The sequence below is a fragment of the Streptomyces lacaronensis genome, assembly GCF_047337785.1.
Lineage (GTDB): Bacteria > Actinomycetota > Actinomycetes > Streptomycetales > Streptomycetaceae > Streptomyces > Streptomyces lycopersici.
This window is the reverse complement of the sequence record NZ_JBLHDK010000003.1, coordinates 2,159,428-2,175,152: the sequence shown is the minus strand read 5'-3', so window position 1 is coordinate 2,175,152 and position 15,725 is coordinate 2,159,428. Positions and strand designations below refer to the sequence as shown.

General features: G+C 69.5%; 17 protein-coding genes and 4 pseudogenes. 13 read left to right on the top strand and 8 right to left on the bottom strand.

Annotation, left to right across the window (positions count from 1 at the left end):
- Positions 1–226 precede the first annotated feature (226 nt).
- Positions 227–655, top strand: coding sequence for an ATP-binding protein (locus ACMTAK_RS09565; RefSeq protein ID WP_413805804.1), 429 nt, complete (start codon positions 227–229; stop codon positions 653–655).
- A 97-nt stretch (positions 656–752) separates the two neighbouring features.
- Here ACMTAK_RS09565 and ACMTAK_RS09560 read toward each other — a convergent pair whose 3' ends face one another.
- The 5 genes from ACMTAK_RS09560 to ACMTAK_RS09540 all read right to left on the bottom strand — a co-directional run bounded on the left by ACMTAK_RS09560 (position 753) and on the right by ACMTAK_RS09540 (position 4,191).
- Positions 753–1,958, bottom strand: coding sequence for a nucleotidyl cyclase domain-containing protein (locus ACMTAK_RS09560; RefSeq protein ID WP_413805803.1), 1,206 nt, complete (start codon positions 1,956–1,958; stop codon positions 753–755).
- Positions 1,955–2,350 (bottom strand): VOC family protein, encoded by a 396-nt coding sequence (locus ACMTAK_RS09555; protein ID WP_413805802.1) that lies wholly within the window; start codon positions 2,348–2,350, stop codon positions 1,955–1,957. Before ACMTAK_RS09555 ends, ACMTAK_RS09560 begins: the two co-directional genes overlap by 4 nt.
- Before the next feature lie 87 nt (positions 2,351–2,437).
- On the bottom strand, positions 2,438–2,911 hold the full coding sequence (locus ACMTAK_RS09550; protein ID WP_413805801.1) for a C40 family peptidase: 474 nt from the start codon (positions 2,909–2,911) through the stop codon (positions 2,438–2,440).
- Between the two features lie 330 nt (positions 2,912–3,241).
- On the bottom strand, positions 3,242–3,550 hold the full coding sequence (locus tag ACMTAK_RS09545; RefSeq protein WP_413805800.1) for a hypothetical protein: 309 nt from the start codon (positions 3,548–3,550) through the stop codon (positions 3,242–3,244).
- A 5-nt stretch (positions 3,551–3,555) separates the two neighbouring features.
- Entirely contained in the window at positions 3,556–4,191 is a 636-nt protein-coding gene (locus ACMTAK_RS09540; RefSeq protein ID WP_413805799.1) for an ATP-dependent Clp protease proteolytic subunit, read from the bottom strand.
- 418 nt (positions 4,192–4,609) lie between these two features.
- Here ACMTAK_RS09540 and ACMTAK_RS09535 point away from each other — a divergent pair.
- The 4 genes and pseudogenes from ACMTAK_RS09535 to ACMTAK_RS09520 all read left to right on the top strand — a co-directional run.
- Positions 4,610–5,103 (top strand): annotated as a pseudogene (locus ACMTAK_RS09535) (transposase); the annotation flags it as partial.
- 2 nt (positions 5,104–5,105) lie between these two features.
- Positions 5,106–5,427 (top strand): annotated as a pseudogene (locus ACMTAK_RS09530) (transposase); the annotation flags it as partial.
- 254 nt (positions 5,428–5,681) lie between these two features.
- Complete coding sequence (locus tag ACMTAK_RS09525) at positions 5,682–5,939, top strand: hypothetical protein (protein WP_413805798.1); 258 nt, start codon at positions 5,682–5,684, stop codon at positions 5,937–5,939.
- A gap of 5 nt (positions 5,940–5,944) precedes the next feature.
- Entirely contained in the window at positions 5,945–6,313 is a 369-nt protein-coding gene (locus tag ACMTAK_RS09520) for a PIN domain-containing protein (RefSeq protein ID WP_413812836.1), read from the top strand.
- Between the two features lie 12 nt (positions 6,314–6,325).
- Here ACMTAK_RS09520 and ACMTAK_RS09515 read toward each other — a convergent pair whose 3' ends face one another.
- On the bottom strand, positions 6,326–6,454 hold the full coding sequence (locus tag ACMTAK_RS09515; protein WP_413805797.1) for a hypothetical protein: 129 nt from the start codon (positions 6,452–6,454) through the stop codon (positions 6,326–6,328).
- Positions 6,455–6,487: 33 nt separating this feature from the next.
- On the opposite strand from ACMTAK_RS09515, the pseudogene ACMTAK_RS09510 reads away from it, so the two are divergent.
- The 7 genes and pseudogenes from ACMTAK_RS09510 to ACMTAK_RS09480 all read left to right on the top strand — a co-directional run.
- Positions 6,488–6,628, top strand: a pseudogene (locus tag ACMTAK_RS09510) (IS256 family transposase); the annotation flags it as partial.
- A gap of 342 nt (positions 6,629–6,970) precedes the next feature.
- Positions 6,971–7,141 carry a hypothetical protein gene (locus ACMTAK_RS09505; protein WP_413805796.1) on the top strand — a complete coding sequence of 57 codons (171 nt, stop codon included), beginning with the start codon at positions 6,971–6,973 and terminating at the stop codon, positions 7,139–7,141.
- A gap of 88 nt (positions 7,142–7,229) precedes the next feature.
- Positions 7,230–7,979 carry an SDR family oxidoreductase gene (locus ACMTAK_RS09500; RefSeq protein ID WP_413805795.1) on the top strand — a complete coding sequence of 250 codons (750 nt, stop codon included), beginning with the start codon at positions 7,230–7,232 and terminating at the stop codon, positions 7,977–7,979.
- A 499-nt stretch (positions 7,980–8,478) separates the two neighbouring features.
- Positions 8,479–9,316, top strand: a pseudogene (locus ACMTAK_RS09495) (helix-turn-helix transcriptional regulator).
- A 244-nt stretch (positions 9,317–9,560) separates the two neighbouring features.
- Positions 9,561–10,154 (top strand): TetR/AcrR family transcriptional regulator, encoded by a 594-nt coding sequence (locus ACMTAK_RS09490; protein WP_413805794.1) that lies wholly within the window; start codon positions 9,561–9,563, stop codon positions 10,152–10,154.
- Between the two features lie 107 nt (positions 10,155–10,261).
- Positions 10,262–11,002 (top strand): NADPH-dependent F420 reductase, encoded by a 741-nt coding sequence (locus tag ACMTAK_RS09485; RefSeq protein ID WP_413805793.1) that lies wholly within the window; start codon positions 10,262–10,264, stop codon positions 11,000–11,002.
- Between the two features lie 227 nt (positions 11,003–11,229).
- A complete protein-coding gene (locus ACMTAK_RS09480) occupies positions 11,230–11,973 on the top strand; it encodes an NADPH-dependent F420 reductase (RefSeq protein ID WP_413812835.1) in 744 nt (247 codons plus the stop codon).
- Positions 11,974–12,843: 870 nt separating this feature from the next.
- On the opposite strand, the gene ACMTAK_RS09475 is transcribed toward ACMTAK_RS09480, so the two are convergent.
- Together ACMTAK_RS09475 and ACMTAK_RS09470 are read right to left on the bottom strand one after the other, a co-directional pair.
- Positions 12,844–13,782 carry an alpha/beta fold hydrolase gene (locus ACMTAK_RS09475; protein ID WP_413805792.1) on the bottom strand — a complete coding sequence of 313 codons (939 nt, stop codon included), beginning with the start codon at positions 13,780–13,782 and terminating at the stop codon, positions 12,844–12,846.
- 304 nt (positions 13,783–14,086) lie between these two features.
- On the bottom strand, positions 14,087–14,836 hold the full coding sequence (locus ACMTAK_RS09470; protein WP_413805791.1) for an NADPH-dependent F420 reductase: 750 nt from the start codon (positions 14,834–14,836) through the stop codon (positions 14,087–14,089).
- Between the two features lie 133 nt (positions 14,837–14,969).
- Between ACMTAK_RS09470 and ACMTAK_RS09465 the strand changes: the two genes are divergently transcribed.
- Positions 14,970–15,623: a TetR/AcrR family transcriptional regulator gene (locus ACMTAK_RS09465; RefSeq protein WP_413805790.1), complete on the top strand. Its 654-nt coding sequence runs from the start codon at positions 14,970–14,972 to the stop codon at positions 15,621–15,623.
- Positions 15,624–15,725 lie beyond the last annotated feature (102 nt).

Here is a 15,725-nt window from a genome sequence, read left to right as displayed (position 1 = left end):
CCGCACCAGTGGCCCAGTGTGCCTTCCAAATCCGGTTTTCCGTAGCAGAGTTCACCGCTTTGGGCGACGGATATATGCATAACTCGGTGGATCGCCCCCGCTACAGAGGCCATTGGTGGCAGTCTGACGCGTAGAGCCGTCGGGGCAGCCCACGACCACCGGCTTCGCAGCACCACCCTCGAAAAGCGTCCGCAGCCGCGCCCCGGCCGGAAAGGGACAGGCCGTCATGGCAGACCATCAGGAAGCATCCGTCACTCTGCCGAGCGCACCGGCGTCGGTTCCCGCGGCACGCGCCTATGTCACGGACGTGCTCGCCGAATGGGGGCTCGGGGCGGGAGCCGAGGCCGCCGACACCGTGCGGCTGATGGTCTCCGAGCTCGCCACCAACGCCGTGGAGCACACCGTGGGCCAGTCGCCCACCTTCACCGTGGACCTACGGCTCGACCGCGAGCAGCGGCTGGAGATCGGGGTCACCGACAGCCATCCGAAGTGGCCCAGGTGGCTGCCGCTGGCCACCCAGCAGGACAGCGGGCGCGGGATGGTGATCGTCCGCTGTCTGGCCGCGGAGTCGGGCGGCGAGGTGTTCGTCACCCCGACCGCGGACGGCGGCAAGACCGTCTGGATCGCCCTGCCGTGGACCGTCCCGGTCCGCTGAGCGGGTGGACCGTCCCCGTCCGCGTCCGCGTCCGCTGAAGGGTGGACCGTCCCCGTCCGCCGGGCCCGGCCGGATCGCCCCGATCCGCCCGAACCGCTCACAGCACGCGCTGGGCCCGCCCCTCCGAGCCCCGCGCCTCGGCCAGCTGGCGAATCCGGGTGTAGACCCGCCCGGCGGCCGGGCCGATCAGATAGTGCGGCATATCGCCGCGCTCGATCACCCCGTACCGGCTCGTGCCCATCAGATACGAGGAGTACAGGATCAGCCCGCTCGATCCGCGCATATCGATGGTGAGCGCCGAGAAGCCGGGAAACTCCTCCGTCTGGTAGACCCGCAGGCCGTCGGCCTCCGACCCGTAGCGCTCCTTGAAACGGCCGAACCGCTCCAGCGAATCCTTGATCTTCCGCGTCATGTCCTCCTGGTACTGGCGGGAGAGCGTGGCCGCCGCGTCCGAGGATGGGTCCAGCAGATAGCAGTGGTACGTGCCGCCCCGGCGCAGCAGCCCGAGGACCGCGTCGCGGAAGCGGGCCGGGCGCTCGGTGGTGACCAGCCGGCCGGAGGTGGTGCGCAGCGCCGTCCCCATGTCCAGGACCTCCTCGGCCGCCGCGTCCAGCAGCCGCGCCTTCTCCTGCGGGCTCGGCCGCTCCGGATACGCGTGCACCGGGGAGCCGTCCGTGAGCCCCCGGCCCGCCAGCCATGCCTTGGCCGCCCCGTCCGGGCCGCCGTCGCCCGCCATCAGATAGACGTCCTTGCCCTCATGGCTTCCCACGTGGGCGAACAGCTCCGCATACGGACCAGCGGTGCGGTACACATCCTCCGAGACCGCCAGGCAGTCCGGCGGAGTGGCCTTCTCCAGATGCGCGGCCAGATTGATGTCGGGGGAGTGGATGGTGCCGGTCCGGCCCTCGCCGGTGTGCCGTATCGCCCCCTTGTGCAGCGCCATCCGCACATGCAGCTCGCCCTCCACCCCCGCCTGGGCGAACTCGTCCCGCAGATGGCGCAGATCGAGGGTGAGAAAGGTGCGGGCCGACTCCAGCGCGACATCGCGGGCCACGCTCTCGCGGTCGTCGTGGACCGCGAAGAAGCCCCCGTCGCCGCGCCAGCTCCATAAGTCGCCGCGGGCACAGCGGTGCTGGGCCGAGAACTGCTCGATCCGCGCGCGCATCCGCTCGCGCAGCAGATCGAAGGCGTGGGCTGCGCGGTCCCTGGGGTTCGAGCGGACGATCGTCGAATACCCGGAGGTGTCGACGAAGAGCAGATACACCTGGTCGTAGGTCCGGTCCGCCTGGAAGGGCTCGCTCATGCCGGCACCACACCGCGCTCGACGGCGCCGCGCTCCACACAGAACTCATTGCCCTCGACATCGGACATCACCACCCACCCCAGCCCGTCCTCCGTGCGCCGGTCGTCCACGACGCGCGCGCCGAGCCCGATCAGCCGCTCCACCTCGGCGTCCCGGGTGCCCGACGGCGGCTGGATGTCCAGGTGCACCCGGTTCTTGACGGCCTTGGCGTCCGGGACCCGCAGGAACAGCAGCCCCGGCACCCCGGGTTGCCCCGGGCTGATCAGCGCCCATTCGCCGTCCGGATCGGAGTCCTCCAGGGGGTAGCCGGTCAGCCGGGACCAGAACCGTGCGAGGGCGTGGGGATCACGGGCGTCGAAGGTGATGTGCCGGACCGGGTTGAGATACGCCATGCGATGCCTCCGGTGGTCGACGTGGCCGGTCCACGGCGGTGTCCCGGCCCCGTGAACCTACCCACGGCCACTGACGCCTACGGCGGGTCAGCGCACATGTCCGTACCAGACCTTCTTGGTCCAGATCCGCTCCAGCCGCACCACCTCGCCGGTCTTGGGGGCGTGCCAGAGGCGGCCGCCGCCCGCGTACACCCCGACGTGGTACACCCCGCTGCCGGAATGGAAGAACACCAGGTCACCGCCCTTGCGGGAGGCGGCCTTGATATGGCGGGTCCGGTTGTACTGGGCGGCGGCGGTGCGCGGCAGCCGCTTTCCGGCCCGCTTGTAGGCGTACTGCGTCAGCCCGGAGCAGTCGAAGCGCTTCGGCCCCGCCGCGCCGTACGTGTACGGTGCGCCCTTCTTGGCGGCCGCGATCCGCAGCGCCTTGGCGGCGACGGTCGCGGCCTCGGCCTCCGGTGGGCAGCCCGGCGTCGCCACGGTGCCGCCCACGGCGGCGACGGTGAGGGCGGAGACGGCGCTTGCTCGGGAGAACATCCTGGGGATACGTATGTGCGCAGACATCACACGAAACCCTTCGTGAGCCGACCCCGCCCCGGTGCGGTGGCGGGGTCCTGTCGTCTCCAGGGATGGTCACGCAGGCGCACCGGCGGTTCCGACTCGAGAGGGCGCGATGTGACGGAGGTCACTACGGGGCCGTTCGGGTGGTGCCGACCGCTCCGTCCCACGGCGATGACCTGCCCGAACGGCCGTGCTGCGGCGTGGTGGGGCGGGCGGTGGAACGGACCCGGTGCGGCCGCGGGACGCAAGCCGATCCCGGTCGTGGCGCCGGAATCCCGCTCCGCCGTTCGGGCGACGGGGCCGGCCGCCCCGCGCCCCTGACGAGCGCGGCCATCAGGCCCGCAGCGCCGGGGGCAGCGTGACGCGCTCCGTGCGCCGCTCACCGTCCAGCACTCGCAGCGCCCGGGCCAGGGTCGCGGTGTGCAGTTCGCTCTCCCCGCGCTCATGCATCAGCGTCAGCGCGTCCCGCAGCGCGGTGGCCTTCCCCACCAGCGCCTGGGCGGCCCGCAGACTGCCGTAGGTGTCATGGCCGCGCGCCGGATTGATCCGGCCCAGCAGATCGGCCACCTCCAGATAGCCGTCGATCACATTCCCCTCCGCGCGGGTGAGCGCGGGCAGCGGGGGCAGCTCCGGTGGCAGCATCGCGCTCACCTCGTCCGCGGCGGCGGGCCCGGCCGCTTACGGCTCTGGGTGACCTCGTCCACCAGCCCGTAGGCCATCGCGCCCTCGGCGTCGAAGACCTTGTCGCGGTCGATGTCGGCCCGGATCCGCTCGGCGCTCCGGCCGGTGTGCCGCGCCAGCATCTCCTCGAGCATCCGCTGGGTGCGCCGCAACTCATTGGCCTGGATCTCCAGGTCCGAGGTGGTGCCCTCGACCGGTTCACTGAACGCGGCCTGGTGGATGAGGACGCGCGCGCCCGGCAGGGCCAGGCGCTTGCCCGGGGTGCCGGCGGCCAGCAGCACGGCGGCCGCCGAGGCGGCCTGGCCCAGGCAGACCGTCTCGATGTCGCAGGAGACGAAGTGCATGGTGTCGTAGACCGCCGTCATGGCCCCGAACGAGCCGCCGGGCGAATTGATGTAGAGCGAGATGTCCTGGTCGGGCGCGGCGTGCTCGAGATGGATCAGCTGCGCGATCACATCGTTGGCGGCGGTGTCGTCGATCGGGGTGCCGAGGAAGACGATGCGCTCGGAGAGCAGCTTGGAGTACGGGTCCATGGTGTGCGTCGCCGAGCCGGTGCGCTCGGTGAACTCGGGCAGGACATAGCGCGCGGTCGGTCGTTCCATCGCGTCACCTCTCGGCGTCGTCGTTCGCGGTGTCGTTGGCTCCATAAAAAATGTACAGGACGTACATCCCAATATGATGGGACCGGATTCTAGTGATCAAGTCAAATTCCCAGGTCAGAGGGGGCTTTATTGCTCCCTGTGGGGGCTCGTGTCTCACATTCCTGTCACCGTTTGACGGCCCTTTGGCGGGAGCGTTGTCGCCGTTGCATTCGGCAACTAGCCAGTCGTCCTCCCTGTGGCCACCCTGATCTGCGAGCTTGTCGCGGCTCGCCGCGGTATCCGTCAATGGGTGTGGGCGGCCCGGCTCTTCACTGTCGTGCGTCAGTTGACCAACTGGATCCTCAAGGAAGGCCCTGAACCGTTCCGGCGGGATGGATTCAACTGATCGTCGCAACACCTCGTAGTCGGAGGTGGCGTGATGGGTGTTGGTCCGCAGCAGCGCAGGGCCCGTGAGTATCGGGGGCAGATGCCGTCGCCGGGTCGTCTGACGGTCGCGTGGCGAGAGGATCGTGTCCGGTTCTGGGCTGCCATCGCCAAGGGGCTGCGCTATGAGGAGGCGGCGGGCGAGAGCGGTGTGTCGCCTGCGGTCGGGACTCGGTGGTTTCGCCACGCTGGCGGCGTGAATCCGAACCTTTCACCGACGGTGTCAGGGCGCTACCTGTCGTTCGCCGAGCGCGAGGACATCGCCGTGTGGCCCGCCCAGGCCGCGAGAATGACGTCGCGAGGCGGCTGGGCCGGTCGCCGTCGACGATCTCGCGAGAGCTCCGCCGGAACGATTCCACGCGGACCTATCGTGTGGAGTATCGGGCGTCCACCGCGCAGTGGTATGCAGAGCGGCGGGCCCGGCGGCCGAAGGCGGCGAAGCTGACCGTGAACGAGCGGCTGTGTGCGTACGTGCAGGACCGGCTCGCACCGCCCCCGGTCTGCTCGCGCTGCCGGGCGTCGGGACCGAGACCGCCGGGCAGCTACTGGTCACCGTCGGTGACAACCCCGACAGGCTCGCTTCAGAGGCCTCAGTCGCTCACCTGTGCGCCGCCTCACCTGTGCCAGCCTCATCCGGGCGCACAGACCGCCACCGACTCAACCGTGGTGGCGACCGCCAGGCCAACCGCGCGCTGCACACAATCGTGCTGGTCCGCATGCGTCACGACCCGCGCACCCGCGACTACGTCCACCGTCGAAGGACTCAAGACGAAGGACATCTTCAGCTGCCTCAAGCGCTTCGTCGCGCGATAGGTCTACCGCCACCTCACCAGCGCACCCGGGCCGTCTCCTGCAGCTTGACGATCTATAGAAGCTTCTGTGATGTCGTTCTCGGTGGCGGTCTCTTCCGGAACCAGCAGGGAAGCTGATTCGAGCAGCTCAGGGACGCCCATGCGCTCATTGTCGGGTCCGCGTGCCCGCCCTGGCGCGCGTTGGCAGGTTCCCGCGTCTATGTGACGTGTGCGGGTACGTACCCGTACCCTTCGGGGGTGGAAAGGAGCACGATCATGTCTGATGCCAATGTCCGTATCCCCGAGGAGGCCAAGGACCGGCTCGCCGCGATCGCGGCCGCCGAGGGCCTGTCGCTGCGCGCGTATCTGGCGCGTCTGGCCGAGACGCTGCTCACCCCGGCCGAGCGTGCCGAGCGAGCGGAGAAGGCCCTGGCCACGCTGCAGAAGTGGAACGGCTATGCCCCGTCGGCGGCCGAGCAGGGCGACCTGGACAGTGAGCTGGACCGGCGCCTGGCCGCGGTGACCGCCCCGTGAGCGAACTGCACATCGTGCTGGACGAGACGGCCATGGCCGCGGCCGGCCAGGGCAACGTCCTCGCCTCCCGCCTCATCCACCGGGCCCACGCCGAACCCGGCTGGTTCCTCTACGCCCCTTCGTGTGCGCTGGTCGAAGCGGACCGTGCCCGGCCGGGCACGGCCGAGCATCTGGCCGCCCTGCCGGGCATCACCGTCCTGGACCTGGACCTGTCCGCCGCGCTGGCCGTGGCGAAAGAGGCGACGTGGGCAGCGGCACACAGCCGGTACGCGGCGCAGCCCACCCCCGAGCGGCCCGACGGGGCGGTCGTCGCCACCACCACCCCGAAGCGGTGGGAAGGCGAACGGGTCCGCGTCCTGGACCTCACCCCCTGACCAGCGGCTGATTCACGGTGCTGCGCGCACCTGGTCGCGGCGTGCGGTGACCAGGGCGCGCCACCGTTGCCGGGCGGTGGGTTCTCCGTCGAGCCACTGTGCCCGCGAGGCGGTCTCGCGGGGGAGCGGGAGGCCGGCCATGAAGTGCACGATGTCGCCGTAGTACGCGTAGTAGCCCTGGTGGGTCAGTACATGGCGATCATGTCCCTCGATCCCACCGGCAAGGGCCAGGCCCGCTGGACCATGCGCTGGAAGACCGCACTGAACGCCTTCGACATCACCTTCGACGGCCGACTCTCAGCAGCCCGGCAGTAACAACCACCCCCAGTTACACCGCTCGTTTGGCTCTGTTCCGTAGTCGGTGGTGACGGCGCGTTCTCCTTATTGCAGGAGCATGCGAAGGCGCGCGGGTTCCAGGATTCCTGGACGCCAGGCCGCAGGAACTCGTATGCGACTACTGGATCCTAGGCCCCCTGTGTACGGGTTCGGCCTCTACATCGGCACAGCGGTTACTGAGCTTTTCGGGTTGTCGTCGGTAGTGACGGCTCATGATCCTTTCGGCATGCCGTTGGTGTGAGGTGGAAGGCGCGGTGGGCCGTCAGCGCCTCTTCCCCCCATTGGCGGGTGACGGGGAGGAGCTTGCCGACGGCGGCCCGCATGGTGGCGACGCCGGGCGGCTCGGTCACCGCCTCGACGTCATCTCAGCTGTCATCCGACGACGACCGTCTCGGCATCGACGTCACCATCGCCGCCACCTCCACCGCCCACGACACCGGATCCGCCGGGCGGGGCCACTTCACCAGGCAGAGACCGCCGATCCATGGATAAACCGTCCTCTCCCGCCCCTGCGCGGGCGCCCCTACGGTCGAGGCCGCGGGCGCTCATCGGCCCGCCGTAACGAAGGAGCGCGACCCCCATGAAGATGACCGGCAACACGATTCTGATCACCGGCGGAACCTCGGGCATCGGGCTTGGTCTGGCCCTGCGTCTGCACGAGGCCGGCAACAAGGTGATCGTCGCCGGCCGGCGCAAGGAACTCCTGGACGAGATCACGGCCGAGCACCCGGGCATCGACGCGCTCGTCCTCGATGTCGCGGACCCCGACTCGATTGCCCGGGCCCGTGAGACCGTGGCAGCGAGCCGCCCGGAGCTGAACGTCCTGGTCAACAACGCCGGCATCATGCAGTGGGAGAACCTCCTCGACCCGGCCGGACTCCAGGTCGCCGAGGATCACGTCGCGACCAATCTGCTCGGCACGATCCGGATGACGTACGCCTTCCTGCCGCTGCTGGTGGGCAAGGACGACGCGGCCGTCATGAACGTCACCTCCGCGCTGGCGTTCGTACCGTTCCCGAGCACCCCGGCCTACAGCGCGACCAAGGCCGCGCTGCACTCCTTCTCCGAGAGCCTGCGCATCCAGCTCGCCGGTGCTGACGCCGGCGTCCAGGTGATCGAGGTGGTCCCGCCAGGCGTGCGCACGACCCTGCTGGGCCAGCAGGACGACGACCACGCCATGCCGTTGGACGACTTCCTCACCGAGGTCCTCGGCCTGCTGCGTGAGAAGCCCGACGCGAAGGAGCTGGTCGTCGAGCCCGCCAGGTTTATCCGCGACGCGGTGGCCACCGGCTCCTACGACGACGTCCTCGCCATGATGACCAGCAGCTGACCGACCCGAAATGCCCGAGGCGGAACAACAGCACACAGGCGGGTCCTGTGGGGCCACAGCATGGGCGAACGCGAGCTCGACCCGCCTCGGGGAGGTCCTCGCCCAAGACGCAGAACGGTCAGGAAGCGCCTTCGGCTTCGCCCCGGGCGTCGCACTGGAGGCGACCGGCTCTTTCCTGAGCGCCGAGGGGCACGCGAGCGGCCGTCTGACACGGCGACCATAGTCGTGTCGGCCGGGCGACGAGGCTCGGGACCACTCAAAGCGTTGGGTGTCCTCGACGGGGGGCCGTCGCGGGCCGTCCATACCGACGGTCTGCACCGCGCCGCTGACGGTCGGCGGATTTCCCAGCGGGTCACCAGGTCCGGTGACCAACGGGTCTTCTTGCTGCGCGCGCCCTCTGCGTCGGCCGTCCGAGCGGCTTCGTGCCCGCGGGCGAGGGGGCTCAGCCATGGATCGGTGGTCTCTGGATAGCCGGGCGGGATGCGGCGAGGATGGGGCCATGGACAAGAAGGAACTGGCCGAATTCCTGCGCCGTCGGCGTGAGACGTTGCGCCCCCGCGACGTCGGACTGGCCGAGGGGCCCCGCCGGCGTACCCAGGGCCTGCGCCGCGAGGAGGTCGCGCAGCTTGCCGGCATGTCCACCGACTACATACGCCCGGCTGGAGCAGCAGCGTGCTCCGCAGCCCTCCGTCCAGATCACCGCGGCTCTCGCGCGGGCGCTGCGGCTGACCCTGGACGAACGCGACCATCTCTTCGTCCTCATCGGTCACAACGCCCCGGCCCGTTTCCACCGCTCCGAACATGTCAGCCCGACGCTGCTGCGGGTCCTGGACCGCCTGGACGACACCCCGGCCCTGGTAACGACCGACCTGGTCGACACCCTCGCCATGAACCCCTTGGCCGTCGCGCTGCTCGGCGACCAGACCCGCCACACCGGCCTGGCCAGCAGCGGCTACTACCGCTGGTTCATGGACCCGGCCGAACGTCTGGTGTATCCAGAGGAGACCCACGAAAGCCACGGCCGCGCCCAGGCCGCGCGCTTGCGGGCCGCGCTGACAGCCGGCAGCGACACCCCCCGAGCCGCCCGGATCCTCGCCGAACTCCAGCAATACAGCCCCGAGTTCGTCCGCATGTGGGAACTCCAGGAGGTCGCCCGCTACGGAGACTGCAAGACCCTCCTCCATCCCCAACTCGGCCGCATCGACGTCGACGCCCAGCTCCTCTACACCGAGAACCGCGCCCAGACCCTGGTGGTGCTGACCACCCGCCCCGGCACGGAGAGCCACAGCAAACTCGAACTGCTCTCCGTCATCGGACACCAACAGCTCACCCCCTGACGCCCCGGACCGGGGACCGGGCCGCGCTCGCGGCAGGGGCCGGACAAAGGCACCCTGGAATGGTGCAGCCGGCACGACTTCTGCCCTGCACTCTGCGGCCAGATACGTCGGCCCCCGCACTGTCCGGGCTCCCGTGGTCGGGCCGCCGGTTTGACCGGATGCCGCCTCCGCTTTACGCTCGAGTGCATACGGAGGCAGTATCCGCTTTGGTGCGGCCGCCAAATCACGGTAGGCAGGAGGGCGTATGAGCGCCGTCGAACAGCGAGGACGCAAGCCGCGCGCGGACGTCCAGCGCAACCGCGCGGCCCTCCTGGAGACCGCGCAGCGTCACTTCCTGCGGCATGGGGTCGGCGCCTCTCTTGAGGCGGTGGCTAAGGAGGCGGGCGTAGGGCCCGGCACCCTGTACCGGCACTTCCCGACTAGGGAGGCGCTGCTGGCGGCCGTGCTGCAGACCCGCTCGCAGGAGCTGGTGGCCCGCCAGGCGGACATCGAGCAACTCGGCGATCCTGTCGAGGCGTTGGAGCAGTGGCTGCGCGCGATGGAGGAGTACTTCAGCGCCTTCAGCGGGCTGCCGGACCCGCTCATGGCCGCGGCCCGGGCGCAGAAGCCGGACAACCCGCTCACCATCCCCTGCGGCATCCTCATCTCCGCCACCGATCAGTACGTGCGAGCCGCGCAGCTCGCCGGGCGGGTGCGCGCGTCGGTGCGCGGGCACGACCTGTTCCTCGCGGCCTGCTCCGTCGCCTGGATCAAGGGCACCGGCACCGAGGAGGAGTCGCTCGACCGGCTCCGCACGCTCATCGCGAGCGGCTACCGCCAGCAGGACACCCAGGCGTAAAACGCCAGAGATCCCGTCCCGCCCCCGGCAACGCCAGGCGGCACCCACCACCCAGCCATCCCATCGCGCTGCCCTCGGCGGCGGCACAACCTCTCAAGGAACAAATCATGAAAATTACTGTCATAGGCGCCGGTGCCATCGGCGGGAACCTCGCTGCCAAGCTCAGCACGGCCGGTCACGACGTCCAGGTGGCCGACGCCCGCGGCCCCGAGGCCGTCCGGGCCGAGGTGTTGGAATCCGGGGCCCGCGCGACGGACCTCTCCGACGCCGCCGTCCAGGGCCGGGACGTCATCATCCTGTCGATCCCGTTCGGAGTGGCAGGGAAGCTGGCGGACCTGTTCGCGTCGGTGCCCGACGAGACAGTGGTCATCGACACCGCGAACTACTACCCCGGCATGCTCAGCGAGCCGATCGAGGCGGTCGACAACGGCCAAGTCGAGAGCGTGTACACCGCCGAGCAGCTCGGCCGTCCCGTCATCAAGGCGTGGAACGCCGCGCTGGCCGAGACCCAGCGGACCAAGGGTGTTCCGGCCGGAACGCCCGGCCGCCTCGCAATCCCGGTCGCCGGCGACTCCGACAAGGCGCGGAAGGTGGCCATGAGCCTGGTGGACGACACCGGCTTCGACCCCTACGACGCCGGCACACTGGCCGACTCCTGGCGGCAGCAGCCCAACGGCCCCGCTTACTGCACCGAGTTGACCCTGGACGAGCTGCCGGCGGCTCTGGCCGCGGCCGACCGCGCCAAGGACGCGGCTATCCGCGACAGCCTCCCGGAACGCTTCGCCGCCCTCGGTGCCAACCCCACCGTCGACGACGTCGTCGAGATGAACCGCGCCGCCCACCGCTGAGACACCCGACGCGGCGCTCGCGCACGCAACGGCACGAGAGTGGCAGCGCCGACAGCCCGCGAAAACACAAGACGAACACGAAGAGCGGGGCTCACTTCGGCACGGCCGCCTTCACTCACCTACACCACCGTGTCTGCGGTCGGCCGCAGTCCCGGTCCGCCGCAGGTACCAAACCCCGGAACCTCGGTCACCGACACCGGGGTTCCGTTCCGGACAAGGAGTTCACCATTCAGATCGGCATTCTCGGCACTGGAAACATCGGCAAGACGCTGACCAGGCGGTTGAGCGCGGCCGGGCACGAGGTAAAGGCGGCCAATTCGCGCGGCCCGGAGACGATCGAGGCGGACGTGCTGGCCTCGGGCGGACGCGCGGTGACCGCGGCGGAAGCCGTAGTGGACGTCGACGCCGTGATCCTCTCCATCCCCTTCGACCGCATTCCGCAGGTCGCGCCACTGATAGCCAACGTGCCGGCTGACACTGTGGTCATCGACACGTCGAACTACATCCCGCACCGGGACAACCCAATCGCGGCTATCGAGGACGGCCAGGCCGAGAGCGTGTGGGCCGCCAAGCAGCTGGGCCGGCCCATCGTCAAGGCGTGGAACTCGATCGGAGCCGAGTCGTTCGCGTACAGGAACAAGTCGGCCGGAAGCGCGGACCGCATCGCGCTCCCCGTCGCGGCCGACAGTCCGCGAGAGCGTGACCTGGCCATGGCACTCGTTGAGGACACCGGGTTCGACGCCTTTGATGCGGGGCCGCTCGCGGAATCCTGGCGGCAGCAGCCCGGCACGCCCGCCTACTGCACGGATCTCACCCGTCAGGAGCTGCCGGACGCACTGGCGACGGCCGACGCGGCGCGATCACCGAAGCGGCGCGACCTCGGGTTCGCCGTGGTCCAGGAACGCTTCGGGGTCGGCGTGCAACCAGACGCGGAATACCTTGTCCGCCTGAACCGCGCAATTTGCATGTGAGCAGGGACGGGGGCGACCAACGGAACGGACGGGGACCTGGTCATCACCGGCGACACCGGACACCTCCAGGTCGGCGAGTTCAGCATCGCCGGGGCGCACGGATCCGACGCCGAGCTCAACCGCCTCACCGTACCCGAGCGGTACTTCGACCCCGCGCTCCAAGGGCTGCGCGGTACCCCCGCATACAACGTCGGCGCCGCCTACGCCCAGATCCAGCGCGACCTGACGGAGGGCGGCTCCGAGGTGCCCGACTTCGCCCACGCAGCCCGACACCACCGACTCCTCGACCGGATCGAGCGCACGGCGGAGCACGCCTGACTGGAGTCCTCGGAAGGGGCTTCGCCACGCGGCGGGCACTCGCGGCAGCGTTGCTCCCGGCGTGGACCATTTGCGGGCAAGCGCCCGTGCCGCCGCACTCCCGGGTAGGCGGGAAGTAGGCGTCGTGGTGACGGCTGCCACCTGCGTCGTTCCAGAAGTGCAGCGGCATGGACGGCATCGGTCGCGTGATCACCAGCTCGGCGGTCTGCCCACGACCGGCCCGCCCGCCGGACCCCACGCCTCCAGCGTGACACCCAGGGACGGACCGGACAGGTCACCGGCCGGACCGGCAGGATCGTGCGCCGCCGACGAGCGCGGTCGCCACGCCCGTCCCACCGCTCGCGGACTGTACCTCGACGTGTTCCCCGACCGGGGTGCGGATCCACTCGTACGCGGATACCGGCAGGTGTGATCCGGCTGAGACGTCGTCAGGCGCCGTTTACGTTGGCCTCGGTGTGCCGGCTTTCGAGGTCGCCGTTCAGGGACCGCGCGAGTTCTGGCATCGGACGGTTTGGACGTCGTGTGGTCGTGTGGTCGTGTGGTGCTTTTTGGTCAGGGGGTGGGGTTGGGGTAGAAGGCGTTGATCTCGGCCAGGACGCGGTCGGGTGCTTCGTGGAGGAGGAAGTGTCCGGCCCCGGGGACGACGGCGGAGGTGGCGTGGGGGGCGGCGTCCTGGAGGGACGGCAGGAACGCGTCGGCGAGGCCGGCCTGGGTGATCAGGTGGACCGGGATGGTCAGCGGGGTGTCCTGGAGTGTGGTGTTGTCGGCCTCGTCCTGGGTCAGGGTCCGGTAGAGCCCGAAGCCGGCGTGCAGGACCTGGGGGCGGGAGTACACCCGGACGAACTCGGCGAGTTCGTCGTCGGAGACGTTCTCGCCGGCGGTCTTCACACTCTGGAAGAAGTAGGTGAGGAAGGTTTCGACCCGGCCGGTGACCAGTTCCTCGGCGAGCGGATCCTGCAGGAAGAAGGAGAAGTGCCAGAACATCGATTCGAGGGTGGCGAACTTCAGGTTCTTGCCGACGAGGGCGGCGTCCATGAGGAACAGGCCCGCCACCTGGTCGCGGTACTGGGCGGCCAGTGGGTAGGCGACGTTGAGGCCGTGGTCGTGGGCGACGACGTGTACGTTCTCGTGGTGGCCGAGGTGGTTGAGCAGCTTGTGGACGTAGGTGGCCAGGACCGTTTTGGTCATGGAGGGCGGGTTTCCGGTCGAGTCGCCCATGCCCGGCAGGTCGATGGCGATGACGGTGCGGCCGGGCAGCAGTGAGGGCATGATCGGGCGGTACTCGTACCAGCTCTGCGGCCAGCCGTGCAGCAGCACCATGACCTGCGGGCCGTCGCCGCCGATGACGTAGTGCATCTGTACGTCGTCGATGGTGGTGAAGCCGTGCCGGAAGAGCTTGTTGAACTCGGCGTCGTCCTTGGCCCCCGCGTCGTAGCCGGGGCTGAGCGGCTCCTCCGACCCGACGGCTATGGCGGTGGGGAAAGCGTTCATAGCGGTGTTACGTCCTTTTTAGGGGTCCTTGCAGGAAGATCGTGTTGTGGCACGGTGGAGATGTGCGTAATCCCGTGTTTTCTGGGGGTGTGACCGGCCGCGGCGGAAGCCGTGGGAGGTCGGTGACGGGTTGCGGGCCGGGGTTCCTCTGCCTCGTGCAGGTGTCGGCTCAGCCGCAGCAGTCGCGGCCGGGGCGGCGGCCGCGGGCGTCTGTCTCCCCGCTGGCGGCCGGAACCACCGCGGTGGGTCGGTGTGCGGACCCGGGCAGGAGTTCCGGTTCCACCTCTTCCGCGATGCTCTCCACTCACCTCCAGTCGGCGATCGAGAAGCTGCCGCCCGCGGGTCGGACAACCGTGGCGGTCAGTTCCCTCACGCGGTCGGCAGGTGTCGGAACGCCCGGGGCCTGGAAGATCCATTCCATCGTCTTGTCCAAGCTCACGTCCTTGGGTACTTCCCCGAAGTAGGGCTTGCAGTAGACGGGCGTGCCTGGTTCGCTGCGCCAGCTGTCGGCGAGCGTGCCGATGTCCACCGCGTCGTAGCCGAAGAGGTCGAGCAAGTCCACGACCTCCGCCTTGGCGGCGGCGTCGTCGCCGGCGATCGGCATGGCACTGCGGTCCGGCGCACCCGAGGGGCGGGCCAGGCTGAACAGCTGGCTGATGACGATGTTGCTGGCCGCCTTGACCACACGGGAGTCGGCCAGGTGGCGCTGCACCAGCTCGCTGCTCGTCACCTCGTTCGCGTCCAACTCGGCGATGCGGCCGTCGCGCTCCGGGTAGTAGTTCAGCGTGTCGATCACGATCTTGCCCGCCAGCGGCTGGGCCGGGATCTGCTCATAGGCGCTCAGCGGGATGGACACCACTACCAGGTCCCCGGCCTCGGCGGCCTCGGCGACAGTGGCCGCCCGGGCGCGGGGGCCGAGTTCGGCGACGAGATCGGCGAGGGACTCGGGGCCGCGGGAGTTGCTCAGGACGACGTCCAGGCCTGCGGTGACAGCAAGGCGGGCCAAGGTGCCGCCGACGTTGCCACTGCCGATGAAGGCGAGTGTCTTGCTCATGGTGCTCTGTTCTCCCATGGGATGAGGAAATGCCGGACCGGCCACAGCCACGAACCGTAACCGGACCGGCTGGTCATGTTGGCTACCGTACCACCCAACCGGACCGCTCGGTCATGTTGCGTAGAGTGGACCCATGAGTACTGAAGAGGAAGCCGTTGCAGCGCCGCCCGCGCGACGGATGAGAGCCGACGCGGTGCGGACGCGCAAGGCGCTGTTGAAGGCTGCTGCGGAGGTGTTCGCCGAGCACGGCGCGGAAGCGTCCGTTGCGCAGATCGCGGCACGGGCGGGGATCGGAAAGGGAACCGTCTTCCGGCATTTCCCCACCAAGGAGGACCTGTTCGCCGCGATCATCAGCGAGGAAATCGACGGGCTGGTGACAGTGGGCCGCCAGCAGGCCGAGCAGGCCGACGCCGACACCGCCCTGCTGCAGTTCATGAGCGCGGGCGTCGATATCTACGCAAACAACCGGGCGCTCGCGGAGGCCCTACGCATGGTGTCGGATGTCCGGCACCCGGAAATACAGGCCGGACAGGAGCAGCTGATCGCCACAGCCGAGTCACTGGCGCGGCGGGCGCAACGCGACGGCTCACTCCGCGCGGATGTGAACGGGCAGGACGTGATGCTGCTGATCTGCGGCGTGTACTACACCGCCGCACCCTTGCTGGCTGCCGATCCGTCGGCCTGGCGGCGCTACCTGCGGCTCACCTTCGACGGCATGTGCGCCACCGGCACCGGGCCCCTACCCCCGGCACTCGTCCACGACTCCCTGCTGCCGACGATCCGGTAGGGCGACGGCGATGCTCTCCGAGGCCGATCCTCACAGGGCATCACCGACCGAGGGGGTATGGCACAACTTCTGAGCGACTTCAAACCTCATCGACATTCACGG

Coding starts and splice junctions, on each gene's coding strand:
- ACMTAK_RS09565 (WP_413805804.1), top strand. CDS start 227: ATGGCAGACCATCAGGAAGCATCCGTCACTCTGCCGAGCGCACCGGCG.
- ACMTAK_RS09560 (WP_413805803.1), bottom strand. CDS start 1,958: ATGAGCGAGCCCTTCCAGGCGGACCGGACCTACGACCAGGTGTATCTG.
- ACMTAK_RS09555 (WP_413805802.1), bottom strand. CDS start 2,350: ATGGCGTATCTCAACCCGGTCCGGCACATCACCTTCGACGCCCGTGAT.
- ACMTAK_RS09550 (WP_413805801.1), bottom strand. CDS start 2,911: ATGTCTGCGCACATACGTATCCCCAGGATGTTCTCCCGAGCAAGCGCC.
- ACMTAK_RS09545 (WP_413805800.1), bottom strand. CDS start 3,550: ATGCTGCCACCGGAGCTGCCCCCGCTGCCCGCGCTCACCCGCGCGGAG.
- ACMTAK_RS09540 (WP_413805799.1), bottom strand. CDS start 4,191: ATGGAACGACCGACCGCGCGCTATGTCCTGCCCGAGTTCACCGAGCGC.
- ACMTAK_RS09525 (WP_413805798.1), top strand. CDS start 5,682: ATGTCTGATGCCAATGTCCGTATCCCCGAGGAGGCCAAGGACCGGCTC.
- ACMTAK_RS09515 (WP_413805797.1), bottom strand. CDS start 6,454: ATGGCCGGCCTCCCGCTCCCCCGCGAGACCGCCTCGCGGGCACAGTGG.
- ACMTAK_RS09505 (WP_413805796.1), top strand. CDS start 6,971: ATGGTGGCGACGCCGGGCGGCTCGGTCACCGCCTCGACGTCATCTCAG.
- ACMTAK_RS09500 (WP_413805795.1), top strand. CDS start 7,230: ATGAAGATGACCGGCAACACGATTCTGATCACCGGCGGAACCTCGGGC.
- ACMTAK_RS09490 (WP_413805794.1), top strand. CDS start 9,561: ATGAGCGCCGTCGAACAGCGAGGACGCAAGCCGCGCGCGGACGTCCAG.
- ACMTAK_RS09485 (WP_413805793.1), top strand. CDS start 10,262: ATGAAAATTACTGTCATAGGCGCCGGTGCCATCGGCGGGAACCTCGCT.
- ACMTAK_RS09475 (WP_413805792.1), bottom strand. CDS start 13,782: ATGAACGCTTTCCCCACCGCCATAGCCGTCGGGTCGGAGGAGCCGCTC.
- ACMTAK_RS09470 (WP_413805791.1), bottom strand. CDS start 14,836: ATGAGCAAGACACTCGCCTTCATCGGCAGTGGCAACGTCGGCGGCACC.
- ACMTAK_RS09465 (WP_413805790.1), top strand. CDS start 14,970: ATGAGTACTGAAGAGGAAGCCGTTGCAGCGCCGCCCGCGCGACGGATG.